This window comes from Streptomyces sp. WMMC500, from assembly GCF_027497195.1.
Lineage (GTDB): Bacteria > Actinomycetota > Actinomycetes > Streptomycetales > Streptomycetaceae > Streptomyces.
This window is the reverse complement of sequence record NZ_CP114905.1, coordinates 8,358,897-8,385,477: the sequence shown is the minus strand read 5'-3', so window position 1 is coordinate 8,385,477 and position 26,581 is coordinate 8,358,897. Positions and strand designations below refer to the sequence as shown.

Genomic DNA, 26,581 nt, shown 5'->3' with positions numbered 1-26,581 from the left:
GGTCAGCCCAGCCCGGTGACGGTGCCCGCGCCGACGGTGCGCCCGCCCTCGCGGATCGCGAAGCCGAGCCCCGCTTCGAGCGGCACCTCGCGGCCCAGCTCCACCGTCATGGCGACGGTGTCGCCGGGCCGGGCGACGGCGGTCGCGCCGAGGTCGACGTCGCCGACGACGTCCGCGGTCCTGATGTAGAACTGCGGCCGGTAGCCGGTCGAGACGGCCGTACGGCGACCGCCCTCGGCCGCCGACAGCAGGTACACCTCGGCGGTGAACCGCCGCCGCGGCACGACGCTGCCCGGCTCGGCGACGACGTGCCCGCGGCGCACCGCGTCGCGCGCGACGCCGCGCAGCAGCAGCGCGACGTTGTCGCCTGCCTGCGCGGCGTCCATCGGCTTGCCGAATGTCTCCAGCCCGGTGACGACCGTCTCGACCTCCGCCCCGAGCACCTGCACCCGGTCCCCCACGCGCACCGTGCCGCGCTCGGCGGCGCCGGTGACGACCGTCCCGCGGCCGGTGATGGTGAGCACGTTCTCCACGGGCAGCAGGAACGGCGCGTCCACGTGCCGCTCGGGCATGGGCACGTACGCGTCGACCGCGTCGAGCAGGTCCACGATCGCCCGGGTCCACGCCGGGTCGCCCGCGAGCGCGCGCAGGCCGGAGACGCGGACCACCGGTACCTCCTCGCCCGGGTACCCGTGCGCGGTCAGCAGCTCGCGGACCTCCAGCTCGACGAGGTCGGTCAGCTCCGGGTCGCCGGCGTCGGCCTTGTTGAGCGCGACGACCACGTGCCGTACGCCCACCTGCCGGGCGAGCAGCACGTGCTCCGCGGTCTGCGGCATGACGCCCTCGACCGCGGAGATCACCAGGATCGCGCCGTCGAGTTGGGCCGCGCCCGTGACCATGTTCTTCACGAAGTCGGCGTGGCCGGGCATGTCGACGTGCGCGTAGTGGCGGGCCGCCGTCTCGTACTCGACGTGCGCGATGTTGATGGTGATGCCGCGCGCGGCCTCCTCCGGCGCCCGGTCGATGCGGTCGAACGGGACGAAGGTGCCGGTGCCGCGGTCGCTGAGCACCTTGGTGATCGCGGCCGTCAGCGTGGTCTTGCCGTGGTCGACGTGCCCCATCGTGCCGATGTTGACGTGCGGCTTCGTGCGCACGTACGCCTGCTTGGGCATGGTTCTTCCTCGCGGATCGCAGTGGCTGCGCGGACCCCGGACCCCGCCGGCCCTCCCCCGCGGGGGTCCGCTGGAGCGATCACGGGAAGGGGCGGATTCGGGCGCCGTCGGCTGCGGTTGCTGCCGCGAGTGCGGCCGGCACAGCCTTCAGCGCGTCCGCTGCGGCGGACGTGTGCGCGAGGGAGGCGTACCGGAACATGCCCACCATGATCGGGTACGGGCCCCGTGCACGTCGAACGGTTTTCAGCCCCCGGACCGGGGAGGCGTCACAGGAGCGTGCGGGGCCGCCGGCCCGGGGCCGGGGAGGCGTCCGGGGCCGCGGGGGCGGCGCAGGGCTCGTGGGACGTGAGCGCCACCACAGCGGCGGGAGTTGAGGGGGAGGCCGGGGTACGGGCGCGGCCCCGTCGGTTAGGCTCCCACCGTGCCCGAAACCGCCGAGGCGCCCGTCGTCGGCCGCGCCGTGCGCTGCGGCCGGGCTCTGCTGTCCCCGCGCTCCCGGCTCGGTCTGCTCCTCGCGCTCCTCGCCGGCGCGGCGGTCGCCGTGCTCGTCTGGCGGCCGCACCGGCTGCTCCTCGACGGCCTGCCGCCGCAGTTCACCGGCCTGTCGGCGGTACTCGTCTTCGCCGTCGCGTACGGGCTGTGCACCGCGGCCCTCGTACCGCGTCCGCTGCTCAACCTCGCCTCCGGCACGCTCTTCGGCGCCCAGGCGGGTCTGGCCGGGTCGGTGTCCGGCACGGTGCTGGGCGCGGGCGTCGCGTTCGGGATCGGCCGGCTGCTCGGCCAGGACGCGCTGCGCCCGCTGCTGCGCGGGCGGCTGCTCACCGCCGCGGACCGGCAGCTCAGCCGGCACAGCTTCCGTTCGATGCTGGTGCTGCGCACCTTTCCCGGCGTGCCGTTCGCGGGCGTGAACTACGCCGCCGCGGTCTCCCGGATGAACTGGACGCCGTTCCTGGTGGCCACCGCCGTGGGCTGCGTGCCGAACACCGCCGCGTACGTGATCGCCGGCAGCCGGGCCTCCGACCCCCTCTCCCCCGTCTTCCTCGCCGCCCTCGGATTCATCGTCGCCAGCATGGCGGGCGGCGCCGCGGTCGCCCTGCGCCGCCGCCGGCGCTCCGGCGGACCGGCCCTCCCGGGCGGAGTGATCTCTTCCGACGTACTCGCGGCCGAGCCCGCCACCCGCCCGGGGGCTGTGGCCGCAGCCGACCCTGGGGCCACGCGCCTCAGGCCGGGGCCTTAACATCTCCTGCAACCCGTCAGCGAACTCAAGGACATGTGCAGCCCCGTATGAGCTGGTTCGAAGCAGTCATCCTCGGACTCGTCCAAGGGCTGACGGAATTCCTGCCGATCTCCTCCAGCGCCCACCTCCGGCTCACGGCGGCCTTCGCCGGCTGGGAGGACCCGGGCGCGGCCTTCACGGCGATCACCCAGATCGGCACGGAGACCGCCGTGCTGATCTACTTCCGCAAGGACATCGCGCGGATCGTCTCCGCCTGGTTCCGCTCGCTGACGGACAAGGCGATGCGCTCCGACCACGACGCGAAGATGGGCTGGCTGGTGATCGTCGGCTCGATCCCCATCGGGGTGCTGGGGCTGACGTTCCAGGAGTCGATCGAGGGCCCGTTCCGCGATCTGCGGCTGATCGCCACCACGCTGATCGTGATGGGCCTGATCCTCGGCTTCGCCGACTGGCGCGCCTCCGGCGGCGGCGGCCGGCACCGGGCGGTGGTGCAGCGGAAGGAACTCAAGGACCTCAACACCCGCGACGGGCTGCTCTTCGGCCTCGCCCAGGCGCTCGCGCTGGTGCCGGGCGTCTCCCGCTCGGGCGCGACGATCACCGGCGGCCTGTTCCTGAACTACAGCCGCGAGGCCGCGGCCCGTTACTCGTTTCTGCTGGCCATCCCCGCGGTGCTCGCCTCCGGGCTGTTCGAGCTCAAGGAGGTCCCCGGGGCGACGCACATGAACTGGGGCGGGACCGTGGTCGCCACGCTCATCGCCTTCGTCGTCGGATATGCCGTCATCGCGTGGTTCATGAAGTTCATCACGACCCGCAGCTTCGCGCCCTTCGTCATCTACCGCGTGCTGCTCGGGATCCTGATCTTCGCCCTCGTCGCGGGGGGCGCGCTGGACCCGGAGGCCGGCGACTCCGCACACTGAGGCGCCGGGCCCGTCAGCGGCCGTCCGCGTCGTCTTCCCTCCCGGTGGAGAAGGACGCCTCGGTCAGGCCGTCCGCCGCCGCGCCGCGGCTGAGGACGGCGGCGCGCACCCGCGCGTGGACCTCCGGAAACCTCTCCGGTGTCGCCGGCACCACCCGGAACGGCGGCCCGGTGTCCGCGTGCTGGGCGAGGAACTCCGCGCGGGTCACGTGCCAGCCGTCGCGGGCGGGGGTGAAGGTGAAGCGGGCCGCGGAGCCCTCGTTGCCGCGGTACATCGACGGGATGAAGCTCGCGACCTGGTCGCCGAGGCCGTAGACGACCCAGGTGCCGTTGACCTTCTCGTACGGCTGCGGCACGTGGTTGTGGGTGCCGACGATCAGGTCGACGTCCTTGCGTCCGGCGCTGCGCGAGCGCGTCAGCCGGTCGGCGAGGCGCCGCTGGGCGGCGTCCGGCTCCTGCTGCCACTCGGTTCCCCAGTGCACGCTGACGACGACCACGTCGGCCCCCGCCCGGCGGGCGGCGCGGGCGTCGGCGACGACCTCACGGGGGTCGAGAAGCCTGACGGACCAGGGTGCGTCGGCGGGGACGGCGGCGTTGCTGCCGTAGGTGTACGAGAGGTGGGCGACCCGGGCGCCGCCGGCGCGCAGCAGGGCGGGGCGGGCGGACTCGGCGCGGGTGCGGCCGGTGCCGGCGTAGTGCAGGCCGGCGCCGTCGAGGGCGTCGAGGGTGCGGCGTACGCCGTCGGCGCCGGAGTCGAGCGCGTGGTTGGAGGCGGTGGAGCAGCCGTCGTAGCCGACGTCGCGCAGCGCGGCGGCGAGCCCGGGCGGGGACTGGAACGACGGGTAGCCGGTGAAGGGCCCCTCCGGCGGCCCGAGGGGGGTCTCCAGGTGGCACAGCGCGAGGTCGGCCGCGGCCACGGTGGGCGCAACGGCGGCGAACATGGGCCGGAAGTCGTGGTCCTCGCCCCCGCCGTCCTCGGCCGCCTGCTCCATGATCGAGGGGTACGGGATGACGTCGCCGGTCGCCAGCAGCGTGAACGGCCGGGCTTCGGGCCCGGGTCCGGCCGCGGCGGGCGCGGCGGAGGGGTCGGCCGGGGCGCAGCCCGCGGCGAGGAGCGCCGCGGCGGCGGCGAACGCGGTGGCGGTGCCTGCGGCTGCGGTGAGCCGGGTGCGGCGCCGGGGCATGGGCGCCCCCTTCGTACGGTCGGAGCACGAACGGGAACGAGCTTGCCCTTTTTCTTATGATTTTCTGCTCATTGCTCCGGTCAGGCCCGGCGTACGGGTGAGGGAATCAACCCGAGCGGCCCACCGCGCCGACGATCCGCTCGCACAGCTCGTGGGTGGCGAGCGCGTCCCGCGCGCTCAGGAGCTCCCCCGCCCGTATCGCGTCCAGGAACACCAGCACGGCCTGCTCGATGCCGCGCTGCCGCGCCACCGGCACCCAGTCGCCGCGCCGCCGCACGCTGGGCTGGCCCTTGTGGTCCACCACCTCGGCGAGGTTGCGGACCTCGCGCTTGGTGTCCTGGCCGGACACTTCGAGGATCTCCTCGGCGGAGCCCGACAGCCTGTTCATCGCGCCGACGGCGGTGAACCCGTCGCCGGACAACTGCAGGACGACGTGGTGCAGGAGCCCGTCGCGGACCCGGGCGCGCACGCCGACGTCCTCGACGGGGCCGGGGGCGAGGAAGCGCAGCGTGTCGACGACGTGTATGAAGTCGTCGAAGACCATCGTGCGGGGGTCCTCGGGCAGCCCGACGCGGTGCTTCTGCAGGAGGATCAGCTCGCGCGGGTGCTCCAGGCACTGGAGGTAGCCGGGCGCGTGGCGGCGGTTGAAGCCGGTCATCAGCGAGACGCGGCGCTCGTCCGCGAGCCGTACCAGGCGTTCGGCGCCGGCGAGGTCGTACGCCAGCGGCTTGTCGACGTAGACGGGGACGTCCGCCTCCAGCAGCGCGCTGGCCAGCTCGACGTGCGCGGCGGTCGGTGCGTGCACGAACGCGGCGTCGAGGCCGGCCGCGAGCAGCGCGTCGAAATCGCGGTGGCGCTGGTCGGGCGGGATGCGGTGGGCGCCGGCGACGCGGGCGAGGGTGGCGGGCGTGCGGGTGTACAGGTGCGGCTCCACGCCGGGCAGCGAGGCGAGCACCGGCAGGTACGCCTTCCGCGCGATGTCGCCGAGCCCGATCACGCCGGCCTTCAGGGGCGTGGCGCCCGTGGTCATGTCCGCTCCCGTCCGCAGCCTTCGCCCGGCGGGCCGCCCCCGCGGCAGGAGTACCCGCGTCAGGGCGCCGCCCGTGCGGGGGAAGCATACGGGCCGCCCGGGTCGGCGCCGGCGGCGGGCGGCTCCCAGTCCGCGACGCCGTCCAGCCCGCGCAGCACGACGCGGGGGCCGAGCAGCCCGACACCGCGGATCAGGGCGTTGCGGGTGCGGACGGCGAGCGGTCCGGTCAGGTTGATCAGCCGGCCGGCGCGGGCGGAGCGCAGCGCCACGGCGCGGGTGCGCGGGAGGCGGTCGCGGGTGTAGCGCTCCAGGGCCCCGGGTACGGCGGTGGGGTCGGCGGCGGCGTGGTGGGCGAGGACGACGCCGTCCTCGATGGCCTGGTTGCCGCCCTGGCCGAGGTTCGGGGTCATGGCGTGGGCGGCGTCGCCGAGGAGCGCGACGCGGCCCAGGTGGAAGGCGGGCAGCGGCTCTTCCAGCCAGCGCACGTCGTGGCGCAGCACCTGGCCGGGTTCCGCGGCGGCCAGGATGGCGGGCACCGGATCGTGCCAGCCGGCGAAGCGGCGGCGCAGTTCGGCGAGTTCACCGCCCGGAGAGACCCGGCCCTCGGGCACGACAGCCGTGGCGTAGGCGTACACGCGGCCGTCCGCGAGGGGCTGCGATCCCCACAGCTCCCCGCGGCCCCAGGTCTCGTGCGGGGCGAAGGCGGCGGGACTCACGGGCAGCACGAGCCGCCAGGTGGTGAAGCCCGCGAACGCGGGGCCGGGGTGCTCGGGGAAGAGGGCGCGGCGTGCGGCGGAGCCGATGCCGTCGGCGGCGACCACGAGTTCGGCCTCCATGACCCCGTCCGGCACCGCGACGCGCGCGGGGCAGCCGGGTCCGCCGGGGTCCTCGACCTCCGCGGGGACTTCGGTGCGCAGCGCGCCGGCCGGCAGCCGGGCGGCGAGCAGCGCGGCGAGGTCCGCGCGGTGCACGAGCGCGACGCCGCCGCCGAACCGCTCGGCCACGGCGTCGGCGTCGGTGCGGGAGAGCCAGCGCCCGTCGGGCGTACGCAGCCCGCCGCTCCCCTCCCAGGCGGCGAGGTCGCGCACGGCGTCGCCGACGCCGATGGCGTCCAGGGCGCGCTGGGCGTTGGCGGCGAGGGAGATCGCCGCGCCGACGGGCTCGATCGAGGCGACCCGCTCCAGCACGGTGACGGACCAGCCGCGGCGATGCAGTGCGGCGGCGGCCGTGAGCCCGCCGGGGCCGGAGCCGATGACGAGGGCGCGCGGCTGTTTCACGGGAGCCTCCTGGGACTACACCTGTAGTTACACGGCCGAGAGTAACACGGCAGCACTACGGATGTAGTGACGGCCCGCGGAGGCGATAGGTTGGGGCCGTGTCCGACCCGAACGCCCTGCCCGCCGCCGGACCGTCCACGTCCGCCGCACCCGCCGCGTCCTCGGCGTCCCGGCAGGAGGTCATCGCCGACGCGGCCATCGCACTGCTCGCCGAGCGCGGCATGCGAGGTCTGACCCACCGCGCCGTGGACGAGGCCGCCGGCCTGCCGCAGGGCTCCACGTCCAACCGTGCCCGCACTCGCGCCGCCCTCCTCGAACTCACCATCCAGCGCCTCGCGGAGCGCGAGGGCAGGGTGCTCGGCATCGGCGACCTGCCCCTGTCGGGCACGGATCCCGGGCCGCTGGCCGACGCCCTGGCCGGTCTGCTGCACCGCTTCCTCACCCGGCACCGCACCCTGCTCGTGGCCCGCTACGAGCTGGCGCTGGAGGCCACCCGGCGCCCCGAGCTGCGGGCGATCTACGACCGGGCGGGTGCCACGTTCGGCGACGCCGCGCACGGACTGCTCGCGGCCTGGGGATCGGCCGACCCCGAACGGCACGCGCAGGATCTGATCGCCTGGACGGACGGCATGATGTTCCTGCACACCGCGGGCCGGGTCAGAGGGTCGCGCACGCCGAGCAGGGCACGGCTGCGCGCGGGGTACGAGGACCTGCTGCGCGGCATGCTCGGCGGCTGAGGCCGGCGCGCACGGCAACCTCGCGGGGCTTGCGTCACTCCTGCGGGGAGTACCGGGGCGGCGCCGGGCACAGCAGGGTTGCGGGGTGCACTCCACTCCCGCGGCCGGCGCCCTGCTGACCGGCCTCACGACGCTCGCCGCCGTCGCCGGCTGCGTCGCCGTCTCCCCCGACCCCGGCGGCGGCGCCGGCACCCCCCACGGCCCGGGCGCCGGGTGGCCGGCTCCGGCCGAACCCGGACCGGCCGCGTCCCCGCTGCCGGGGCGGGAGGAGCTGGCGACCATCGGCCCGGTGCCGCCGCCGCGGCGCACGACACCGGAACCGGCACCCTCCTCGGGCCGGGCGCGGCCGGACGCACCCGCATCGGACGGACCGCCTCCGGCGCCGGAGCCGCCGGCCCTCCGCCCGGCGCCGGCACGCCCGGCCCGTACGGCACAGCCCGCCCCGCCGTCCGCTCCGGCCGTCGCCACCGGCGGGGCCGTCGACGTGTGCGCCGTCGCCGGGGACTACGGCCGCTGGGCTCCCGGCAGCCGTCAGGCGGCGGCGTGCGCGGAGTACTTCGAGCGGTAGGCGCTACGCCCCGGCAGCGCCCGGACCGTACCGGCGGGGCGGGTCCCCGGGACCTGCCTCAGCCGTCACCCGCGGCCAGGTCCGGGATCCGCCAGTCGACCGGCGTGTGCCCCTGCGCCGCCACCGCCGCGTCGATCTGCGAGAACGGCCGCGAGCCGAAGAACTTCTTCGCCGACAGCGGCGAGGGGTGCGCCCCCTGGACCACCACGTGCCGGTCGGTGTCGATGAGCGGCAGCTTCTTGCGCGCGTACGCCCCCCAGAGCACGAACACCGCCGGGTCCGACCGCTGGGCCACGGCGCGGATGACCGCGTCGGTGAACTCCTCCCAGCCCCGGCCCTTGTGCGAGTTCGCCTCGCCCTCCCGCACCGTCAGCACCGCGTTCAGCAGGAGCACGCCCTGCTCGGCCCACGGCATCAGATACCCGTTGTCCGGCACCGGGTGGCCGAGGTCGTCGCGCAGCTCCTTGAAGATGTTCCGCAGGGACGGCGGGACGCGCACCCCCGGCCGCACCGAGAAGCACAGCCCGTGTCCCTGCCCCGCCCCGTGGTACGGGTCCTGGCCGAGGACGAGCACCTTCACCCGGTCGTACGGCGTGGCGTCGAGGGCGGCGAAGACCTCCTCGTCCGGCGGGTAGACGGGCCCGTCGGCGCGCTCCTGTTCGACGAACGACTCCAGACGCGTGAAGTAGGGCTTTTCCAGCTCCTTGCCCAGGGCGTCCTGCCAGGACGGGGGCAGCATCGGGGACACGGGTGAGGGACCTCCGGTCGGTGCAGAAGATCGGTTCAGCGGGTCGTTGCGCAGCCGACAGTACCGGCGGGCACCGACAACGCCCCTACCAACTGGTCTTCTTGTACAGCTCCCACATCCGCATGATCGTCGAGGCGTCCAGGCTCCACTCCACCCCGGCGACGTCGTCGTCCGCGGCGATGTACTGCCGGGCCTGCCACAGCGGCAGCAGCCGCGCGTCCTCGGCGAGGATGTCCTGCGCCCGCGCGAACTGCTCGTTCACCCCGGCCCGGTCCGCCTCCCGGCGCGAGGTGGGCAGCAGCTCGTCGGTGATCTCGGTGTTCTCGTACGGCGTGCCGAGGGCGTTGCGCTCGCCCGTGAAGGGGGCGATGTAGTTGTCCGGGTCGGGGAAGTCGGGGGACCAGCCACGGCCGAAGACCGGGTACTCGCCCTTGTTGTACGCGGCGGCGAACTGCTCCCACTTGCGGCCCTTGACCGTGACCTCGAACAGCCCGCTGGCCTCCAGTTGCCGCTCCAGCTCCGCGAACTCCCGCGCCGTCACCGAGCCGTACCGGTCGGTGGTGTACCAGAGCGTCAGCGGCACGGGCCCGGTGATCCCCGCCGCCTGCAGCGTCACCGCCGCGGCCTCGGGGTCCGGCTCGCCGTAGCGGTCGAAGAACGGGGTGGTGTGGCCGGTGATGCCGCGCGGGATCATCGAGTACAGCGGCTCCGCGGTGCGGCCGTAGACCTTGCGTACGAGCGCGTCCCGGTCGATCACCTGGGCGACGGCCTGCCGCACGGCGAGGCTGTCGGCGTACTCGTGCTCGGGGTTGAAGACCAGGTAGTGGATCTCCGGCAGGACCACCCGGCTGAGTGCGATGGCGCCCTTCTCGTCCGCCGTCTTCTCCAGCTCCGGCACCCGGTCCGGCGGCAGCCCGCGGTAGGTGACGTCGATGTCGCCCCTCTTGAGCGCGTCGGTCATCGCGTCGGAGTCGCCGAAGTAGCGGATGCCGACCGAGTCGTTGCGCATCTCCGCGTCGCCGCGATAGCCGTCGTTGCGCTCCAGCTCGGCCCGCGCCCCCTTCTCGTACGACGCGAGCGTGTACGGCCCGGAGCCGACGAGGACGCCGTCCTCGGCCAGCTCGTCCGCCGGGTACGTCTCGGGGTCGACGAGCGAGGTGGCCGGCGCGGCGAGGATGAACGGGAAGGTGGCGTCGGGTCGCTTGAGGTGGAAGGTGACGGTCCGGTCGCCTTCGGTCTCGACCCTCTCCAGACTCTCCAGCAGTCCCGCGGGGCCGGTCTCCGCGTTGATGGCGAGCACCCGGTCGAAGGAGTGCTTGACGGCCGCGGCGTCGAGCGGGTTGCCGTTGGAGAAGGTGAGGTCCGCGCGCAGCCTGCAGCGGTACGTGCGGCTGTCGGCCCCGGTGAAACCGCAGCTCTCGGCCGCGTCGGGCTGCGGCACCGTGCTGGTGCCGGCGTAGTGCATGAGCGTCTGGTAGACGTTGCGGTACAGCTCCCAACTGCCGTCCCAGGCGGCGGCCGGGTCGAGCGTGCTGGGCGCGCTCGTCGTACCCACGTCGATGTGCCGCTCGTCGTCGTCCGACGCCGCCAGGGTGCCGCACCCTGCCAGCATCGAGACGGGTATCAGCACCGCGGCGACCCGCCGCGGGCCCGACCGAAAGAACACGTGCCTGTCCCCCTCCTTGCACCTGTTCGATGGGGTGCGCAGACCCTACCCCACGGCCGGTCGATCACGGATCCCCCGGGACAGCGCTGTGACCCGGGGGAACACCTGTGACGCGTGTGGTTTCCGGTTCAGCTCCAGCCGGCGTTGAGGAAGATCCCGCCCTCGATGGCGAGCGTCTGCCCGGTGATCCAGCCGGCCTCGTCGGAGAGGAGGAACGCGGCGGCGCCGCCGATGTCCTCCGGCACCCCGAGCCGGCCCAGCGGGTAGCCGGCGGCGGCCTCCTCCTCGCGGCCCTCGTAGAGGGCGACCGCGAACTTCGTCTTCACCACCCCGGGCGCGATGGCGTTGACCCGGACCAGGGGCGCGAACTCGTGCGCGAGCTGCATGGTCAGGTTGATCATCGCGGCCTTGCTCATCCCGTACGCGCCGACGAACGGCGAGGCCGAGAGGCCGGCGACGGAGGAGACGTTGAGGATCGCGCCGCCGTTCTCGCGCTGCCACGCCCGGTACGTCTGCTGGGCGAAGCCCAGGGCGGACAGGACGTTCGTCTCGTAGACCTTGCGCACCGCGTTCAGGTCGACGTCCGCGATGGGACCGAACACGGGGTTGGTGCCGGCGTTGTTGACCAGGTGGTCCACCCGGCCGAACGCCTCCATGGTGCGCGCCACCGCCTCGGCCTGGTGCGCCTCGTCGTGGGCCTTGCCGGCCACGCCGATGACGCGGCCGGCGCCGAGCCGCGCCACCGCCTCCTTCAGCGCCTCCTCGCCGCGGCCGGTGATGCACACCCGGTGGCCGCGGGCGACCAGGGCTTCCGCGATGCCGTAGCCGATGCCGCGGCTGGCGCCGGTGACCAGGGCGACCCGCCCGCTCTCCGCACCCTGCGCCTCGCCGGCCGCCGCGTCGGCGCTCTCCTGCTGCGTCATGTCCTCGTCCTCCGGCCTCAGTCGAGCGGCCCGCCGGCCACGTACAGCACCTGGCCGGAGACGAACCCGGCGTCGTCGCCCGCGAAGAACGCGATCGCGCCGGCCACGTCCTCCGTCTGCCCGACGCGCCGGACGGGGATCTGGGAGGCCGCCGCGGCCTGGAAGTCGGCGAAGTCCATGCCGACCCGGGCGGCGGTCTGCGCGGTCATCTCGGTGGCGATGAAGCCGGGCGCGACGGCGTTGGCGGTGACGCCGAACTTGCCCAGCTCGTGCGCGAGGGTCTTGGTGAAGCCCTGCAGGCCCGCCTTGGCCGCGGAGTAGTTGACCTGGCCGCGGTTGCCGAGCGCGGAGCTGCTGGAGAGGTTGACGATACGGCCGAAGCCGGCGTCGACCATGTGCTTCTGGCAGGCCCGGGACATCAGGAACGCGCCGCGCAGGTGCACGTTCATGACCGTGTCCCAGTCGTCCTCGCTCATCTTGAACAGCAGGTTGTCGCGGAGCACGCCGGCGTTGTTGACCAGGATGACGGGCGGGCCGAGCTCGGCGTGGACGCGGGCGACGGCGGCCTCGACGGCGGCGGCGTCGGAGACGTCGCAGCCGACGGCCAGGGCGGTGCCGCCGGCGGCGGTGACCTTCCCGACGGTCTCCGCGCAGGCGCCCTCGTCGAGGTCGAGCACGGCGACGGCGCGCCCCTCGCGGGCCAGGCGGACGGCGGTGGCGGCGCCGATACCGCGCGCGCCGCCGGTGACGATCGCGACCCTTCCGGTGGTGGACATCCTGGTGTTCTCCTCGCGCTGGCTGGGGCCGGGGTGGCGCCCGACGATCGGTGAGCAACCGCTTAGTACGTAGGCAGGTGACGCTAGAAGTCCGGCCCCGCCCTGTCAACGGGGCACCGCCGGTGGTGCCCGTACGCGGGTTCGCGCCGGCCCGTACGACGTGTCACGCGGGTACGCGCACCAGCAGCCCCAGCAGCCGCTCCGCCTCCGCCCCGGGGTCCTCGGTCAGGCCCGAGTGCACCGGCCCCGGCTGCACCACCGTGCTGCGCGGCGCGACGAGCCAGCGGAAGCGCCGCCCGACGTCGTCCCCGGCCGCCTGGCCGGCCCGCGCACCGCCGCAGCCCAGCTCCTCCACCGCGCGCAGCGCGGCCCGTACGCCCGCGACGTCCGCGTCCGGGTCGAGCGCGAGCAGCCGGCGCTCGTCCAGGTGGGTGCGTGCGCACAGGTACGAGTGCGCCCGGCAGTACACCAGGACTCCGGCGTTGATCTGCTCGCCGCGTTCGATCCGCGGCACGACGCGCAGCAGCGCGTACTCGAAGACCTCGCGCCCGCTCATCGCGTCTCCTTCCGCGACGGCCTGGCCCTCAGCCACTCCGGCGCCTTCGACGGCCTGTCCGCGCTGCGCTCGCCCACCACGATCCGCTCGTGCACCCGGGGGGCGCGGGCGGCCAGCGTCCCGACGTACGCGGCGCGCACCTCGGCCGGGGAGCCGAACCCCGGCTCGCCGTCCAGCCACTCCTCCGGCACCTCGGCCACCGCCTCGGCCAGCAACTCGGCGGTCACCCGCGGCGCCAGCTCCGCCGCCGCGGCGGCCACGTCCGGGCCGAAGGCGGCGAGCGCGTGGTCGGAGGCGTCGTACGGCTTGTCGGCCGCGGCCTCGGCGGAGGGCCAGTTGTGGTGCCAGATGAGGGTGGCGCCGTGGTCGATGAGCCACAGGTCGCCGTGCCAGACCAGCATGTTGGGGTTGCGCCACGACCGGTCGACGTTGCCGACCAGCGCGTCGAACCACACCACCCGGCCGGCCTCCGCGGCGTCGACCCGGAAGGCCAGCGGGTCGAAGCCGAGCGAGCCGGGCAGGAAGTCCATGCCGAGGTTGAGTCCCCCGCTGGCCTTCAGCAGCGCCTGGACCTCCTCGTCCGGCTCGGCGCGGCCGATGACGGGGTCGAGCTGGAGCCCCACGAGCTCCGGCACCCGTAGCCCCAGCCGCCGGGCCAGGACCCCGCTGATCACCTCGGCGACCAGCGCCTTGCGCCCCTGGCCGGCGCCGGTGAACTTCATCACGTAGGTGCCGAGGTCGTCCGCCTCGACGACGCCGGGGAGCGATCCGCCTTCCCGCAGCGGTGTGACGTAGCGGGTCGCGGTGACTTCTCGCAGCATCATCCCGGGCCGTCCAACGTGTCAGCCTCGCAATCGGCGGAGGGGGTGCCCGGAGCAGAACGAGAACGTCGGCCGCCCGCCTCCGGCATGAAGTGAGCATAGTAACCGAGGGTGATGGCCCGCGAAGAATGCCCGGCTGACGCCCCACCGGACGGCGGTGAGGCGGCCGGCGGCGGTCAGACCGGCTCCGAGAGCTCGAACACCCCGTAGCCGAAGCCCGCCGCCCCGATGTCGCCGCCGTCCCCGACGGTGACGCCGGACGCCTCCAGCGCGGTGCAGCGCACGTCCGCCGGCATGGTGGCCGTGGCGGGGGCCCGCCCCGGGTTGACCACCACCAGGTACCTCCCGCCGCGGACGTAGACCAGCGGATACCCGGCGTGCCACACCTCCGCCCGGCCGGCGCTGCCCAGTTCGGGGGCTGCCCTGCGCAGGGCGATCAGCCGCCGCACCAGGTGCAGCAGGGAGCCCTCGTCGGCACGCTGGGCGGCCACGGTGGGGCGGTCCGGGTCCGGGTCGAGCGGGAGGTACAGCCGGTCGGCGGGGGCGGAGGAGAAGCCCGCGTTCACACCGTCGTCCCACTGCATGGGGGTGCGCGAACCCGCCCGGTTGTAGCGCGGGCCGAGGACGCTGCCCTCGTGGTCGGGCAGGCCGGGTACGTAGCGCATGCCGATCTCGTCGCCGTAGTGGATCGCCGGCAGGGTGGGCCAGGTGAGCTGGAACACGAACGCGGCGGGCAACTGCTCGGCCGTACGCGGCCCGCAGGCCAGCCGGGAGAAGTCGTGGTTGGACGTGGGCAGGACGGCGAAGCCGGCGTCGCCCATCGACTCGGTCGCGGCTCGCCAGCCGTCCAGGAACGTCTGCGGGGTGCCCGTGCCTTCGGCGTCGAAGTAGGCGCTCGCCGGGCCCCATTCCTCGTTGACCGTGCCGCTCCCGTTGTGCCAGAGCGAGCGCAGGGGCAGGCCGTTGTCTTCGCCGCCGAACTGCAGGAAGAAGTCGCCGTGGAAGCCTGCCGGGACGGACGTCCCCGGGTCGCCCCACTCCGCCAGGAGGGCGGCCCGCGGATGCGCCGCGTCCAGCCAGCCGCGCAGCTCGGTCCACAGCTTCGCCGTCTCCGCGTGCCCGGGGTCGTCCTTGACCAGGGAGGCGGCCATGTCCACCCGGAAGCCGGCCAGGCCCAGACGCAGCCAGTGGTCCATGATGTCGCGCAGGGCCCGCCGGTTGGCGCGCGGGCCCTCGGCGTCGACCGGCACGCGCCACGGCTCGGCGGGGTCGGTGCGCGCGTAGCCGAAGTTCAGGGCCGGCTGGCTGGGGAAGAAGTTCGGCTTGTACCAGCCGGCGCGGGTGCCCGGTGAGGGCTCGAAGCCCTCCGGGCGCGGGCCCTCGGGGGCCCAGATGTAGCGGTGGTCGCCGGGGTCGCCGGCGGAGGCGGTGAACCAGGGGTGCCGGTCGGAGGTGTGTCCCGCGACCAAATCGAGCAGTACCCGGATGCCGCGCCGTCCTGCGCTGTCGACGAGCGCCGCCAGGTCCTCGTCGGTGCCGTAGCGGGGTGCGACGGTGTAGTAGTCGGCCACGTCGTAGCCGGCGTCGTGGAACGGTGAGGCGAAGCAGGGGTTGAGCCAGACGGTGTTGACGCCCAGCCAGGCCAGGTGGTCCAGCTTCTGCTCGATGCCGGCGAGGTCGCCGATGCCGTCGCCGTCGGAGTCGGCGAAGCTCTGCGGGTAGATCTGGTACAGGACGGCGTCCGCCAGCCAGGCCGGCGGGGTCATGCGGCCGCTCCCGCGGGCAGCCGGCCGGCCGGGGTGTCGCCGAAGTCGCGTTGCAGCGCGGCGAGCCGGTCGGTGAGCTCGCGGACGACGTCGGCGTAGTGCGGATCGTCGTAGAGGTTGCGCAGCTCGTGGGGGTCGGCCGCGAGGTCGAAGAGCTCCCAGGCGGCGGGGCGCGGCGTGTCCTTGGCGCCGTCGGCGCCGGAACCGTGGCCGGGGTAGTGGATGAGCTTGTGCCTTTCGGTGCGGATGCCGTAGCTGGCCTGGACGTTGTGGCAGACGTCCAGGTGCATGTAGTAGCGGTAGTAGACCGCGTCCCGCCAGCGCGCGGGCTTCTCGCCGAGCATGAGCGGCACGAGCGAGTGCCCCTGCATCCGCGGGTGCGCGGGCACTCCGGCCAGATCCAGCAGGGTGGGGGCGAAGTCGACGTTCGCCACCAGTTCGCGCCGCCGGACGCCGGCCTCGATCCGGCCCGGCCAGCGGACGACGAGCGGGATGCGCATGCCCTCCTCGTACATGAAGCGCTTGTCGAACCAGCCGTGCTCGCCGAGGAAGAAGCCGTGGTCGGAGGTGTACGCGACGGCGGTGGCGGCGTCCAGTCCGCTGACGTCGAGGTAGTGCAGCACCCGGCCGACGTTCTCGTCGAGGGCAGCGATGACGCGGAGGTAGTCCTTGATGTAGCGCTGGTAGCGCCACTCGCGCTCCTGCCGCGGTGACAGCCCCGGCGGCACCGGCTCCCCCTTGAGGTCCTCCGCGGTGAGGTCCTCCATGGTCATCTCGGCCTCGCGGGCCGCGGGGGCGCGGCCGGCGAGGTCGTCGTGGAGGGTGGGCGGCGCGGGTATGTCCTCGTGCGCGTAGAGGCTGCGGTGGCGCTCCGCGGGCTCGAACGCCCGGTGCGGCGCCTTGTGCTGGACGAGCAGGCAGAACGGCTTGTCAGGGTCCCGCCGGTCCAGCCAGTTCAGGGCCAGGTCCGTGATGACGTCGGTGACGTATCCAGGGTACGTCCTGCGTCCCTCGGCGCTCAGGAAGTCCGGGTCGTGGTAGACGCCGTGCTCCGGCAGGATCTCCCAGTAGTCGAAGCCCTCCGGGTCGTGTCCCTCGCCGTGTCCGAGGTGCCACTTGCCGACGATGGCCGTCTGGTAGCCGGCCTCCTGGAGCATCCGGGGAAACGACGGCTGCGCGGCGTCGAACTTGTGGGTGGGCCCTTCGAGCGACGTCATGCCGTTGACGTGGCTGTACGTGCCGGTCAGCAGGGTCGCGCGGGCCGGGGAGCAGATCGCGTTGGTGCAGAAGGCGTTCTCGAAGACGGCGCCCTCGGCGGCGAGCCGGTCGACCGCGGGGGTTTTGTTGATCACGCTGCCGTAGGCGCCGATGGCCGCGGGGGCGTGGTCGTCGGTCATGAAGAGGATGATGTTGGGCCGCCGGGGCGCGGTCATGGTGGTGAACCTCCGTGGGTGGCGGGGCCGTGCGCCTCAGGCGATCACGAGCGTGCAGCGGGCCTCGGTCAGGGAACTCGTACCGGCGTAGAGGTCGATCCGGCCCGGCTCGACGACGTGCCGTCCGGCCGCGTCGTTGGTCCAGAACCCGAGGTCCTCGGCTCCGAGGGTAAAACGCACGGTGCAGCTCTCGCCCGGGCCGAGCGCGACGCGGGCGAAGCCGCGCAGCCGCCGCAGGGGCTGGACGATACTCGCCACCGGATCGTGCACGTAGAGCTGGACGACCTCCTCGCCCGCGCGGTCACCGGTGTTGGCGACGGCGACCTCGACCTCCACACGCTCGCCCCGCTCCAGCGCCTCCGCCGTGACCGTGTCCCGGCCGAGGCTCGGGTCTCCGGTGCTGAACTCGGTGTAGCTGAGGCCGTGGCCGAAGGGGAACCGGGGTCCGTCGGCCAGGTCGAGGTACTTGGACGTGTACTTCTCGTCCGGGTCGTACGGGCGGCCGGTGTTCTCCCGGTTGTAGTAGACGGGGATCTGCCCGACGGAGCGGGGGAAGGTCACCGGCAGCTTGCCGCCGGGGTTGACCGCGCCGAACAGGACGTCCGCGACGGCGTTCCCGGCCTCGATGCCCGGGTGCCACGCCTCCAGCAGCGCCGGGACCTCGTCTGCCCAGTCCCCGATCGTCAGCGGCCGGCCGTTGACCAGCACGACGGCGAACGGCCTGCCGGTCGCCGCGACCGCGGCGATCAGCTCGCGCTGTCCCGCGGGCAGCGCGATGTCGCTGCGCGCGGCGGCCTCGCCGCTCAGCTCCGGGTCCTCGCCGACCACGACGACCGTGACGTCGGCGGCCCGGGCGGCGGACGCCGCCTGCGCCGGTTCCGCTCCGGCGTGGGCGACCCGCGCGCCCGGGGCGGCGGCGCGTACGGCGTCGAGCACGCTGACCGAGGGGAACCGCCGGCAGCCGGGTCCTGCCCAGGTGCCGTGCAGGTCGGTGGAGTCGGCGAAGGGGCCGACCACGGCGACGGAGCCGAGACCGGGGTCCAGCGGGAGGACGCCGTCGTTCTTCATCAGCACCATGGAGCGGGCCGCGGCCTCCCGCGCCGCCGCGCGGGACGCGGGTGTCGGCGCGTCGACGGCGGCGCTCTCGTCCGTGTACGGGTCGTCGAAGAGGCCCAGCGCGAACTTCAGGTGCAGCACCCGCGCGACCGCGTCGTCGATCCGGTCCGCGGTGATCCGCCCCTCGCCGAGCAACTGCGCGCCGTGGCCGGCGATGCGGGTGCTGACCATCTCCATGTCGACGCCTGCCGTGAGAGCCAGCCGGCCGGCGTCGGGGCCGTCCGCCGCGTAGCCGTGCGCGATCAGCTCCTCGACGCCGGTGTAGTCGCTGACGACGAGCCCGTCGAAGCCCCACTCCTCCTTGAGGATGCCGGTCAGGGTGTGCGGGTTGCCGTGCGCCGGGACCCCGCTGACGGTGTTGAAGGCCGCCATCACCGTGGCCACCCCGGCGTCCACGGCCGCCTTGAACGGCGGCAGGTAGTGGTTGCGCAGCCGCTGCTCGGAGACGTCGACGGTGTTGTAGTCGCGCCCGCCCTCGGCGCCGCCGTACGCCACGAAGTGCTTGGCGCACGCCGCGAGGGTGTCGGCCGCGGTGAGATCGTCCGGGTCGTCGCCCTGGTAGCCCCGGACCTTGGCGACCGCGAGGACGGCGTTGAGGTAGGGGTCCTCTCCGCAACTCTCCGCGATCCGGCCCCATCGGGGGTCGTGGGTGACGTCCATCATCGGCGAGAAGGTCCAGCGCACTCCGTTGGAGCGGGCCTCCCTGGCCGACACCCGTGCGTCGCTGACGACGACCGCCGGGTCGAACGCGGCGGCCTGGGCGAGCGGGATGGGGAAGGTGGTCCAGAAGCCGTGGATGACGTCCTGGGCGAACAGCAGCGGGATCCCCAGCCGGGACTCCGTCACGGCCATGCGCTGCAGCTCGTTGGTGTGCTTCGCCCCGTGCAGGTTGAGTACCGAGCCGAGCAGGCCGGCCCGGGCCGCGCGCTCGACCTCCGCCGTCTGGCCGCCCCCGGGCCCCGTCGCCCCGGTCCAGGTGAGCTGCTGGAGCTGGCCCAGCTTCTCCTCGACGGTCATCCTGCCGAGCAGGTCCTTGACCTTGTCTTCGTGCGGTCCGCGCATGTGAATCCGAAGTCCTCTTGCCTTGATCGCGCCCGACCGGCGGGGTCATCGCCGGGGAAAGCGCATACATACGGAAGTCGTGCCTGCCCCCGCGGGCCCGGGCACCTCGGGTGCCACGGGCCCGCGGGGCCGGTCAGCCCCGGTGCACGGTGAACTCCCGCCGCCGCACCCGCAGCACCGTACGGCCGCCCTCGTCGGAGACCTTCGCCCCCGCGCAGCGCGCGGGTCCGTCGACGGCCACGACCGCCTCGTCGCCGGGCGCCCGGAAGGACACCTGCCCGTCCGCGGTCCCGGTGATCTCCGCGGTGGCGTACGCGATCCGCAGGCCGCCCGCGCGCAGCCCCAGCGGCAGCATCACCGCGCCGCGCCCCGGCAGGTGCAGCCGCTCCCCGCCGAAGAGGGCCTTGCCGCGCTCCGCGACGGTGACGTCCTGCCCGTAGCCGGAGGAGATGTTGAAGGCGTGCAGCAGCCGCCCGCCGTCGTCGTCCGCCGTCGTGAGCAGGAAGACGCCCGGCAGCCGCGCGTCGTGGGTGAGCCCCGGCCGCGCACCGAGCCTGCGCAGCGCCGCGGCCCAGAAGTCGAGGTCGCAGCGGTACGTACAGGTGAGGACGACCGCCCGTCCCTTGCCGACCGGGATGTCGAACCCGCAGCCGGTCCCCGTGGACAGCTCGCGCAGCACGACGTCCGCGCGGCTCCCGGGACCCGCCGTGCACAACTGGGCCCGGGGCACCCGGATCTCGGCCCGCGGGGCGGCCCAGCCGTGCGCGGTCACGGAGAGGAAGAACCGGTCGGCGTCCGTGAGTGTCTTCCCGGGCCGCAGCCCGAGCGCGTCCCGCAGCCCGGTCGACGGCCTGCCGGACATGTCCCTGCCCGGCAGCAGGCCGGAGAGCAGCAGCCGGCCGCCCGCCCGGAGGTAGCGCACCAGACGTAGCTGGACTTCTGTGGCCAGGTACTCGCCGGTGGCCAGCCCGAGGACGGGGGTCCGGGCTGGATCGAGGTCGCCGGCCTGCAGGTCGACGCTGCGGTACCGGTAGCCGCCCAGCAGCATGCCGCGGGACAGTGCGCCCCCGGGGCCGAAGCCCCGCACCGGCTCGACGTCGCCCAGTACGGCCCGCACGGAGTCCGTGTCGGGGTGGTACTCGGTCAGGTAGTGGTCCGGTACGAAGCCGAGCGCCAGGTCGTCGTACTCCGCCCGCATCGGCGCGAGCACGGCGGCGTTGGCGCGTACCGCCCGGCCCGTGCGGACCAGGGACGGATAGCTCGGGCCCGGCCGCCCCTCGGGGTCGACCGGGGCGGCGAAGCCGTGGCGCTCGCCGGTGGACCCGATGCGGTCGTTCCCGTCGTTCAGCGGCTCGTCGAGCTTGGGGTTGAACCCGCCGGCGAACAGGTAGTAGTTGATCATCTTGGCGCCCTGCGCCAGGCAGAGCCGGGTCTTCAGGTCGGCGGCCTCGGCACCGGACTGGTTGTCGAGGTTGTTGCCGTAGTCCGCGTGGCCGGCGTCGAACTCCAGGGCGGTGACGGGCTGGTCGCGGTCGTTCGTCGCGTCCATGAAGGAGTTGACCAGGTAGAGGTCGGTGACGTTCCTGAAGGTCAGGTCGCCGAGGTAGAAGTCGGCGCCGGAGATCAGCCCCGGCCTGCCGGAGTACGTCTCCATGAGCTGGCTGATGCCGATGGGGAAGTTGGTCCCCCGGCCGCCGCCGGTGCCGTGGATGTTGATGAGGAAGGGGATGCCGCGCACCCCGTTGTCCTCCGCGGCCTCCCGCAGCGCGTCGACGTAGCGGGCGAAGCGACCGCGCATGAACGCGCCGAGGTCGTGCATGAGGGCGGCGGAGTAGCCGTCGGCCGGTTCCCGGACCCCCCTGTCGAACGCGTCGTCGGAGTCGCCGGCGAACGGGTAGCGGTCGGCCAGGCCGTCCCCGTACGTCCGCTCCAGCCAGCCCCGGAAGTCCCGCAGCACGTGAGCGGTGAGCGCGGGGGTGTTGCTCACCCAGTCGAGCATCCCGATCTCGTTGTCGAGCTGGCAGGCCACGACACCCGGGCGGCCGTCGCGGCGCAGCCGCCGGGCGATGACCGGCATGACGGCGTCGTACCAGCGGCGGGCCTCCTCGAGGAAGGCGGGCGCGAGGTAGTCCACGGCGGGCGTGGGGCCGTCGGCGCCGTGCCATCCCCGGGGGTTGATCTCCGGGTGTTCCCTGCGCACCCGCTCCGGCACGCCCTCGCCCTTCAGCTCGGCCATGGTGAAGGGGCCGGGCCGCACGACGACGTCGAAGCCGTTGTCGGTGCACAGGTCGAGGAAGGCCCCGAGGTCGCGCTCGGGCCGGGTGCGCCCGGTGACGTCGATGTCGCCGTCGGGGGTCTCGTGCCACATCCAGGGGACGTACGTCGCGATCGCGTTGAGCCCGGCCGCGCGGGCCCGGTCGAGCCGGGACTGCCAGTCGGCACGCCGGAGCCGGAAGTAGTGGATCTCCCCGCCGAGGACGAGGGCGGGCTCGCCGTCGATGTGGATCTGCTTGTCGCGGTACGTGACGGAGCCGGTGGCGTGCTCCGCGCCGGGCGCCGGGGACGCGGAGGCGGACCCGGCGCCGGCGGCCGGTGCGGCGCCGAGGACGCCCTGCGTGGTCACGGCCGCGGCGCCGAGGCCGCCGAGGACGGTCCGGCGGCTGGGCGTGGCGGTCTGGTCGGTGCTCATATGCCGAAGTCCTCCTTGGCCAGCAGCGGCCCCAGCGTGCGGCGGAAGCCGCCGGTGCGGAACGGCCGCTGGAGCAGGCCGGGCCTGAGCACCTGGGCGAGGGCCGCGGCGACCATGCCCTGGTCCAGGGAGAGCATCCGGTCGCTGACGGTGCCCGTGTCGACGTTGACGGAGTCGTAGAAGCCGTAGCCGTCTTCGTACGCGTCGAAGTCGCGGGCGATGGCCAGCAGGTTGGTGAGCGCCTCCCGCGGCGTGACGAGCAGGGCGAGGAACGCGGCGTGCGGGGTGACGACGCCGTTGGTGTAGGCGGAGGGATCCGGCTTCGGCTCGCCGTACGGCACGTAGGTGCGGTCGGTGTTGGAGCAGTAGCCCTCGGGCGAGATCCCGAGGTACTGCACGCCGTACTCCTGGTAGCCCCCCTCGGGCACGTTGGCCGGGGAGAAGCCCCAGTAGCCGTACTCGGCGTCGAGCAGGCCGTGGTCGCGGTGGGCCATCGCATGGCGGGTGAGGTTGGTGCGCCAGGAGGCGTTCCACCGGGTGGAGGGGACGAACAGCTCCGGCATCAGCGCGCCGAACATCGAGCCGCCCCAGCCCGGTACGTGGCGACGGCCGCGGTAGGTGTAGTGGCCGTTGAAGTACCGCACCCCGTCGCGGACGGTCCAGTCGCCTCCCGGCGGCATCTCCTGGTGCTGGTCGGGGGTGAAGGTGCGGAACATCCGCCAGTAGTGCTCGCCCGGCACGGTGCCGTCGGCCAGGCCCAGGAAGCCGGCGATCCGGGTCTCGGAGACCAGCGCGCCGTAGAAGTTGCCGGTCAGCGCATCGTCGGCGACCCGGAAGCCGGTGGACATCTGGCCGGGGCGCGCGACCGGGTCGGCCGGGTCGTGGGGGACGTACATGAAGGACCAGTCGATGTCCTTGCGGAGCCTGCGGATGCGCTCGCGCAGCAGGGGGTCGGCGTCCTCGGCGATGCGCAGGGCCACGTCCAGCCAGCCGTTGTCGACGGTGGACAGCAGGTGGTCGACGGGGTCGCCGCTGCCGGGCCACTCGTCGAGCACCTCGCCGGTGAAGGTGTCGTACCAGTTGAACCAGAAGCCGTGCAGCCGCTCCATCCGCTCGACGGTGGCCACGGTGCGCGCCAGGCGGGCGTGCATCTCGCGCTCGCCGATCACGCCGAGGCCGGCGGCGGCCACGGTGGACCAGATCCAGCAGCCGATGTTGGTCACCGAGGTGTTCTCGGTCAGGACGGGCCCGGCGCCGCTGAGGTCGATGTTGTCCGCGGGCAGCCCGTTGTCGGCGACCATCGCCTCCAGCGAGCGGTAGGTGTCCCGGAACCAGCCGGTGAGCAGGGCCTGCGGATCCCGCGGGGACCGCGCGGCGGCGGGCGCGGCGGTGGCGCCGAGCGCGGCGGTGCCGGTGGTGGCTGCGGTGGCGGCTGTGGCTGCGGAGAGGAAGGTACGGCGGTCCATCGGTGATCCGGCTCCTTGGGCAGCGGGTGGTTGCGGGCAGGGAGGGGCGTGGTGACGCGGTGGGCGGCGGTGGTGCTCCGGGGTCGGGCCGCACGGGACCGCGGGGCGTCAGGTGCCCGCGGTCCCGTACGGGTCGTGGGCGGCGGCTACTTCAGTCCCGCCGTGGCGATGCTCTGGGTGAAGTACCTCTGCAGCAGGATGAAGACGACGAGGACCGGCAGCACGACGAGGAAGGCGCCGGCCATGAGGACGCCGTTGGAGCCGTCGGCCTTGGTGGGGTCGGTGGCGAAGGTGGCGAGGGCCACGGGCAGGGTGTACTTGTCGGCGTCGTTCGTCGCGACCAGCGGCCAGAGGAAGTTGTTCCAGGAGCCGAGGAACACGAAGATCGAGAGCGTGGCGAGGGCCGGCTTCACCTGCGGGATCACGATGCGCCAGAAGATGTACCACTCGCGCGCGCCGTCCACCCGGGCGGCCTCCAGCAGTTCGTCGGGGATGCTCGACATGAACTGCCGCATCAGGAAGACGCCGAAGGCGCCGGCGGCGAACGGCAGGATGAGCGCCGCGTAGGTGTCGATCAGGCCCAGCTTGCTCATCATCACGAACTTGGGCATGAGCATGAGGTTGCCGGGCACCATCAGCGCGGCCATCACGATGGCGAACACCAGCTTCTTGCCGGCGAAGTTCAGCTTGGCCAGGGCGTACCCGAGCATCGAGCAGAACACCAGGTTGCACAGGGTCACGCAGACCGCGACGACGGTCGAGTTGAAGAAGTAGAGGGGCGCGTCCAGCAGGTCGAGGAGCGTGCGGAAGTTGTCGAGCGTCCACTCCTCGGGAATCCACTGCGGCGGGCTGGCGGACAGCTCCTCCTCGGTCTTGAAGGCGGACAGCGCCATCCACAGGAACGGGGCCGCCATGACCAGCAGGCCGAGGCCGAGGAGGACGTAGGTGAGGGCCCTGCGGCGGCGGGCCCGGGCGTCGCGCTTCGCGTAGCCGGTGCGCGGTGCGGTCGTGGTGCTCATTTCGTCTTGTCCTTCAGCAGCCTCAGTTGCAGCAGCGTGACGGCCAGGATGATCACGAACAGCGTGTACGCCATGGCGCTGGCGTAGCCCATGTGGAAGAAGTCGAAGCCCTCGCGGTACATGTACAGAGAGACCGTCAGGGTGCTGTCCGAGGGGCCGCCGTCGGTCATCACGAACGGTTCCTCGAAGACGTTGAGGAAGCCGATGCTGGTCATGACGGCGACGTAGAGCATGGTGGGCCGCAGCAGCGGCAGCGTGATCCGGCGGAACTCCTGGAACGTCCCGGCTCCGTCGATCTTCGCCGCCTCGCGCACCTCGGTCGGGACGGACTGCAGCCCGGCGAGGAAGAGCACCATCGCCGTGCCCATGTTCCGCCAGACCGCCATCACGATCAGCGAGGGCATCGCCAGGGTCTCCGAGGCGAGGAAGTCGGGGGCCGTGAGTCCCACCTGGGTCGCCAGACCGGCGATCAGGCCCTCGGTCGGGTCGAGCACGAAGCGCCAGACGACGGCGACCGCGACGATGGCGGTGACCACGGGGGCGTAGAAGCCGACCCGGAAGAAGGTGCGGAACCGGTCGATGCCGGAGTTCAGCAGCACCGCGGCCACGAGCCCGCCGCCGATGGTCAGCGGCACGCCGAGGACGACGAAGTAGCCGGTGTTGAACAGCGCCCGCAGGAACTTCTCGTCGCCGAAGAGCTCGCTGTAGTTGTCCAGGCCGGTGAAGTCGGCGGAGAGGGGGTCGGTGACGTTGCGCAGCCCGAAGTCGGTGAAGCTCATCAGGAGCGTCGCCACGATCGGGAACGCCATGAAGGTGAAGAAGAAGGCCAGGAACGGGGTGGAGAACAGCCAGCCGGAGAGGTTGTGCCGGGACAGCCGGTCACGCCGCACGGGCGCCGGGGCAGGCACCCGGTCGCCGGAGCCGGCGCCGGCCGCGCCCGCCGGCCGGTGCGCCGGCGGGTCGGCGACCTCGGGCCTGACGGAGGAGGAGACCATGCCTCAGCCCGCCATGCCCTCGGTCTTCTCCTGCAGCTCCCGGGCGAGTTCGGCGGGGTCGCCGCCCTTGCCCAGCTCTTCGAGGGTGAGGTCGATCTCGTGGGCGATCTCCTCCCACTGCGCCAGCGGCGGGATCGTACCGGCCGTGTCCAGCGACTTCTGGAAGACCTCGACGTCGGCGTTCCGGAGCGCCGGCTCTTCCCAGGCGGCCTGGTTGGCCGGCAGCGACTTGGCCATCTCGTACCAGTCGGCCTGCGTCTTCGGCGCCGTGAGGAACGCGGTGAACTCCTGCGCCGCCGCCTTGTGCTCGCTGTCGGCGAAGGTGACGAGGGACGCGCCGCCGATGAGGGAGGCGGGCTTGTCGCCGGCCGGCAGCGGCACGACGTCCCACTTCCCCTCGAGCCGCGGGGCCTGGTCCGTGATGTTCTGGACCATCCACGGTCCGGAGGCGAACATCGGCACCCGGTCCGCCCCGAAGTCCTTGATCACGTCGTAGCCGGGAGCGGCGGCGGTGCTCTTGGACAGGCCCTTGTCGAAGTACTTCCGGTACTCGGTGAAGGACTCGACCGCCTCGGGCGAGTCGAGGGTGAGGTTGCCGTCGTCGTCCAGCAGCGAGCCGCCCGCCGAGAAGAAGTACGGGATCCAGTTCTGCCAGGCGCCGTCGCCGCCGGCCGGGAGGGAGAAGGCCCACTTGGTGTCGGGCAGCTCCTTGTACGCCTCGGCGAGGGCGAGCTGGTCGGCCCAGTTCTCGGGCGCCTCGTCGACGCCGGCCTGCTCGGCCAGGTCGGTGCGGTAGTACAGGGCCCGGGTGTCCACGTACCACGGGACGCCGTAGACCTCGCCGTCCCGCTCGTTGCCCTCCCAGGCGGCGGGGAAGAAGTCGTCGGCGGAGAACGCCCCGGTGTCGACCGGTTCGAGGACGCCGAGGTCGATGAACTCGCCCAGCCAGGTCGAGCCGAGCTGCGCCATGTCGGGCAGCTTGCCCGCGGCCGCGGCGGAGACCAGCTTCTGGTGGGCCACGTCCCAGCCGACGGGGGTCACCTTGAGCTCTATCTGGGGGTGGTCCTCGTTGAACTTCTCCGCGATCTGCTGGAGGCGGGCGCCCTCCTCCCCCATGGCCCAGACGGTGAGGGTCTGCTCCGCGTCGGCGCCCACCTCGCCGCCGCCGTCACCGCCGCACGCGGTGAGGCCGAGGGCGGAGACGACGGCTAGGGCACTGGCGATCCGGGCTCTGCGGGCCATGCGGGCTCCTCCTTGAGTACATGCACCGTCTTGTAAGCGCATACATGACCCTGGAGGAAACTCATGACCGCCCGCAAGGGCCGATCGGTAACGCTTCGGCAACGACAGCGTCATCCGTCCCGGCCGGCGGGCCGGTATGTGCATGCGGCCTGGCCGTGGGACCGGCCGGGCGCCGGGCCCGC

Annotated in this window: 22 protein-coding genes; 4 read left to right on the top strand and 18 right to left on the bottom strand. The window is 73.4% G+C overall.

Going from position 1 to position 26,581, the window contains the following annotated elements:
- Positions 1-2 precede the first annotated feature (2 nt).
- Positions 3-1,172 carry an elongation factor Tu gene (gene tuf / locus O7599_RS36100; protein WP_281619821.1) on the bottom strand — a complete coding sequence of 390 codons (1,170 nt, stop codon included), beginning with the start codon at positions 1,170-1,172 and terminating at the stop codon, positions 3-5.
- Between the two features lie 421 nt (positions 1,173-1,593).
- Between tuf and O7599_RS36095 the strand changes: the two genes are divergently transcribed.
- A complete protein-coding gene (locus tag O7599_RS36095; protein ID WP_281619820.1) occupies positions 1,594-2,409 on the top strand; it encodes a VTT domain-containing protein in 816 nt (271 codons plus the stop codon).
- 47 nt (positions 2,410-2,456) lie between these two features.
- The gene (locus O7599_RS36090; protein ID WP_281619819.1) at positions 2,457-3,326 is read left to right on the top strand and encodes an undecaprenyl-diphosphate phosphatase; all 870 of its coding nucleotides are present in this window, start codon (positions 2,457-2,459) and stop codon (positions 3,324-3,326) included.
- Positions 3,327-3,339: 13 nt separating this feature from the next.
- On the opposite strand, the gene O7599_RS36085 is transcribed toward O7599_RS36090, so the two are convergent.
- The 3 genes from O7599_RS36085 to O7599_RS36075 form a co-directional block, all read right to left on the bottom strand.
- On the bottom strand, positions 3,340-4,509 hold the full coding sequence (locus O7599_RS36085) for a CapA family protein (RefSeq protein WP_281619818.1): 1,170 nt from the start codon (positions 4,507-4,509) through the stop codon (positions 3,340-3,342).
- A 106-nt stretch (positions 4,510-4,615) separates the two neighbouring features.
- Complete coding sequence (locus O7599_RS36080; protein WP_281623660.1) at positions 4,616-5,518, bottom strand: Gfo/Idh/MocA family oxidoreductase; 903 nt, start codon at positions 5,516-5,518, stop codon at positions 4,616-4,618.
- Between the two features lie 80 nt (positions 5,519-5,598).
- Positions 5,599-6,816: an FAD-dependent monooxygenase gene (locus O7599_RS36075; RefSeq protein WP_281619817.1), complete on the bottom strand. Its 1,218-nt coding sequence runs from the start codon at positions 6,814-6,816 to the stop codon at positions 5,599-5,601.
- Positions 6,817-6,914: 98 nt separating this feature from the next.
- Between O7599_RS36075 and O7599_RS36070 the strand changes: the two genes are divergently transcribed.
- Positions 6,915-7,553, top strand: coding sequence for a TetR family transcriptional regulator (locus O7599_RS36070; protein ID WP_281619816.1), 639 nt, complete (start codon positions 6,915-6,917; stop codon positions 7,551-7,553).
- Between the two features lie 85 nt (positions 7,554-7,638).
- Positions 7,639-8,121: a hypothetical protein gene (locus O7599_RS36065; RefSeq protein ID WP_281619815.1), complete on the top strand. Its 483-nt coding sequence runs from the start codon at positions 7,639-7,641 to the stop codon at positions 8,119-8,121.
- A 58-nt stretch (positions 8,122-8,179) separates the two neighbouring features.
- On the opposite strand, the gene ung is transcribed toward O7599_RS36065, so the two are convergent.
- The 14 genes from ung to O7599_RS35995 form a co-directional block, all read right to left on the bottom strand.
- Positions 8,180-8,860 carry a uracil-DNA glycosylase gene (gene ung, locus O7599_RS36060; RefSeq protein ID WP_281623659.1) on the bottom strand — a complete coding sequence of 227 codons (681 nt, stop codon included), beginning with the start codon at positions 8,858-8,860 and terminating at the stop codon, positions 8,180-8,182.
- A 94-nt stretch (positions 8,861-8,954) separates the two neighbouring features.
- Positions 8,955-10,535: an ABC transporter substrate-binding protein gene (locus O7599_RS36055; RefSeq protein WP_281619814.1), complete on the bottom strand. Its 1,581-nt coding sequence runs from the start codon at positions 10,533-10,535 to the stop codon at positions 8,955-8,957.
- Between the two features lie 128 nt (positions 10,536-10,663).
- Entirely contained in the window at positions 10,664-11,458 is a 795-nt protein-coding gene (locus O7599_RS36050) for an SDR family oxidoreductase (protein ID WP_281619813.1), read from the bottom strand.
- Positions 11,459-11,475: 17 nt separating this feature from the next.
- Positions 11,476-12,234 carry a 3-oxoacyl-ACP reductase FabG gene (gene fabG, locus O7599_RS36045; protein ID WP_281619812.1) on the bottom strand — a complete coding sequence of 253 codons (759 nt, stop codon included), beginning with the start codon at positions 12,232-12,234 and terminating at the stop codon, positions 11,476-11,478.
- 163 nt (positions 12,235-12,397) lie between these two features.
- Positions 12,398-12,790: a DUF3037 domain-containing protein gene (locus O7599_RS36040; protein ID WP_281619811.1), complete on the bottom strand. Its 393-nt coding sequence runs from the start codon at positions 12,788-12,790 to the stop codon at positions 12,398-12,400.
- Positions 12,787-13,611, bottom strand: coding sequence for a HipA family kinase (locus O7599_RS36035; protein WP_348652642.1), 825 nt, complete (start codon positions 13,609-13,611; stop codon positions 12,787-12,789). The genes O7599_RS36040 and O7599_RS36035 overlap by 4 nt, the downstream gene beginning before the upstream one ends.
- 176 nt (positions 13,612-13,787) lie before the next feature.
- On the bottom strand, positions 13,788-15,377 hold the full coding sequence (locus tag O7599_RS36030; RefSeq protein ID WP_281619809.1) for an alpha-amylase family glycosyl hydrolase: 1,590 nt from the start codon (positions 15,375-15,377) through the stop codon (positions 13,788-13,790).
- Positions 15,374-16,810 carry a sulfatase gene (locus O7599_RS36025; protein ID WP_281619808.1) on the bottom strand — a complete coding sequence of 479 codons (1,437 nt, stop codon included), beginning with the start codon at positions 16,808-16,810 and terminating at the stop codon, positions 15,374-15,376. The genes O7599_RS36030 and O7599_RS36025 overlap by 4 nt, the downstream gene beginning before the upstream one ends.
- A gap of 36 nt (positions 16,811-16,846) precedes the next feature.
- Positions 16,847-18,988: a glycoside hydrolase family 3 N-terminal domain-containing protein gene (locus tag O7599_RS36020; RefSeq protein WP_281619807.1), complete on the bottom strand. Its 2,142-nt coding sequence runs from the start codon at positions 18,986-18,988 to the stop codon at positions 16,847-16,849.
- Between the two features lie 133 nt (positions 18,989-19,121).
- Positions 19,122-21,677 (bottom strand): beta-galactosidase, encoded by a 2,556-nt coding sequence (locus tag O7599_RS36015; protein WP_281619806.1) that lies wholly within the window; start codon positions 21,675-21,677, stop codon positions 19,122-19,124.
- Positions 21,674-23,143 (bottom strand): glucoamylase family protein, encoded by a 1,470-nt coding sequence (locus O7599_RS36010; protein WP_281619805.1) that lies wholly within the window; start codon positions 23,141-23,143, stop codon positions 21,674-21,676. Before O7599_RS36010 ends, O7599_RS36015 begins: the two co-directional genes overlap by 4 nt.
- Before the next feature lie 146 nt (positions 23,144-23,289).
- Positions 23,290-24,162 (bottom strand): carbohydrate ABC transporter permease, encoded by an 873-nt coding sequence (locus O7599_RS36005; protein WP_281619804.1) that lies wholly within the window; start codon positions 24,160-24,162, stop codon positions 23,290-23,292.
- Positions 24,159-25,157: a sugar ABC transporter permease gene (locus tag O7599_RS36000; protein ID WP_281619803.1), complete on the bottom strand. Its 999-nt coding sequence runs from the start codon at positions 25,155-25,157 to the stop codon at positions 24,159-24,161. The genes O7599_RS36005 and O7599_RS36000 overlap by 4 nt, the downstream gene beginning before the upstream one ends.
- Before the next feature lie 3 nt (positions 25,158-25,160).
- Positions 25,161-26,399, bottom strand: a complete 1,239-nt coding sequence (locus O7599_RS35995; protein WP_281619802.1) for a sugar ABC transporter substrate-binding protein — start codon at positions 26,397-26,399, stop codon at positions 25,161-25,163.
- Positions 26,400-26,581: the final 182 nt, after the last annotated feature.

Bases quoted from the DNA above. Each gene is read 5' to 3' on its own strand.
- tuf (WP_281619821.1), bottom strand. From the start codon at position 1,172: ATGCCCAAGCAGGCGTACGTGCGCACGAAGCCGCACGTCAACATCGGC.
- O7599_RS36090 (WP_281619819.1), top strand. From the start codon at position 2,457: ATGAGCTGGTTCGAAGCAGTCATCCTCGGACTCGTCCAAGGGCTGACG.
- O7599_RS36085 (WP_281619818.1), bottom strand. From the start codon at position 4,509: ATGCCCCGGCGCCGCACCCGGCTCACCGCAGCCGCAGGCACCGCCACC.
- ung (WP_281623659.1), bottom strand. From the start codon at position 8,860: ATGCTGCCCCCGTCCTGGCAGGACGCCCTGGGCAAGGAGCTGGAAAAG.
- O7599_RS36050 (WP_281619813.1), bottom strand. From the start codon at position 11,458: ATGACGCAGCAGGAGAGCGCCGACGCGGCGGCCGGCGAGGCGCAGGGT.
- fabG (WP_281619812.1), bottom strand. From the start codon at position 12,234: ATGTCCACCACCGGAAGGGTCGCGATCGTCACCGGCGGCGCGCGCGGT.
- O7599_RS36040 (WP_281619811.1), bottom strand. From the start codon at position 12,790: ATGAGCGGGCGCGAGGTCTTCGAGTACGCGCTGCTGCGCGTCGTGCCG.
- O7599_RS36035 (WP_348652642.1), bottom strand. From the start codon at position 13,611: ATGCTGCGAGAAGTCACCGCGACCCGCTACGTCACACCGCTGCGGGAA.
- O7599_RS36030 (WP_281619809.1), bottom strand. From the start codon at position 15,377: ATGACCCCGCCGGCCTGGCTGGCGGACGCCGTCCTGTACCAGATCTAC.
- O7599_RS36025 (WP_281619808.1), bottom strand. From the start codon at position 16,810: ATGACCGCGCCCCGGCGGCCCAACATCATCCTCTTCATGACCGACGAC.
- O7599_RS36020 (WP_281619807.1), bottom strand. From the start codon at position 18,988: ATGCGCGGACCGCACGAAGACAAGGTCAAGGACCTGCTCGGCAGGATG.
- O7599_RS36015 (WP_281619806.1), bottom strand. From the start codon at position 21,677: ATGAGCACCGACCAGACCGCCACGCCCAGCCGCCGGACCGTCCTCGGC.
- O7599_RS36010 (WP_281619805.1), bottom strand. From the start codon at position 23,143: ATGGACCGCCGTACCTTCCTCTCCGCAGCCACAGCCGCCACCGCAGCC.
- O7599_RS36005 (WP_281619804.1), bottom strand. From the start codon at position 24,162: ATGAGCACCACGACCGCACCGCGCACCGGCTACGCGAAGCGCGACGCC.
- O7599_RS36000 (WP_281619803.1), bottom strand. From the start codon at position 25,157: ATGGTCTCCTCCTCCGTCAGGCCCGAGGTCGCCGACCCGCCGGCGCAC.
- O7599_RS35995 (WP_281619802.1), bottom strand. From the start codon at position 26,399: ATGGCCCGCAGAGCCCGGATCGCCAGTGCCCTAGCCGTCGTCTCCGCC.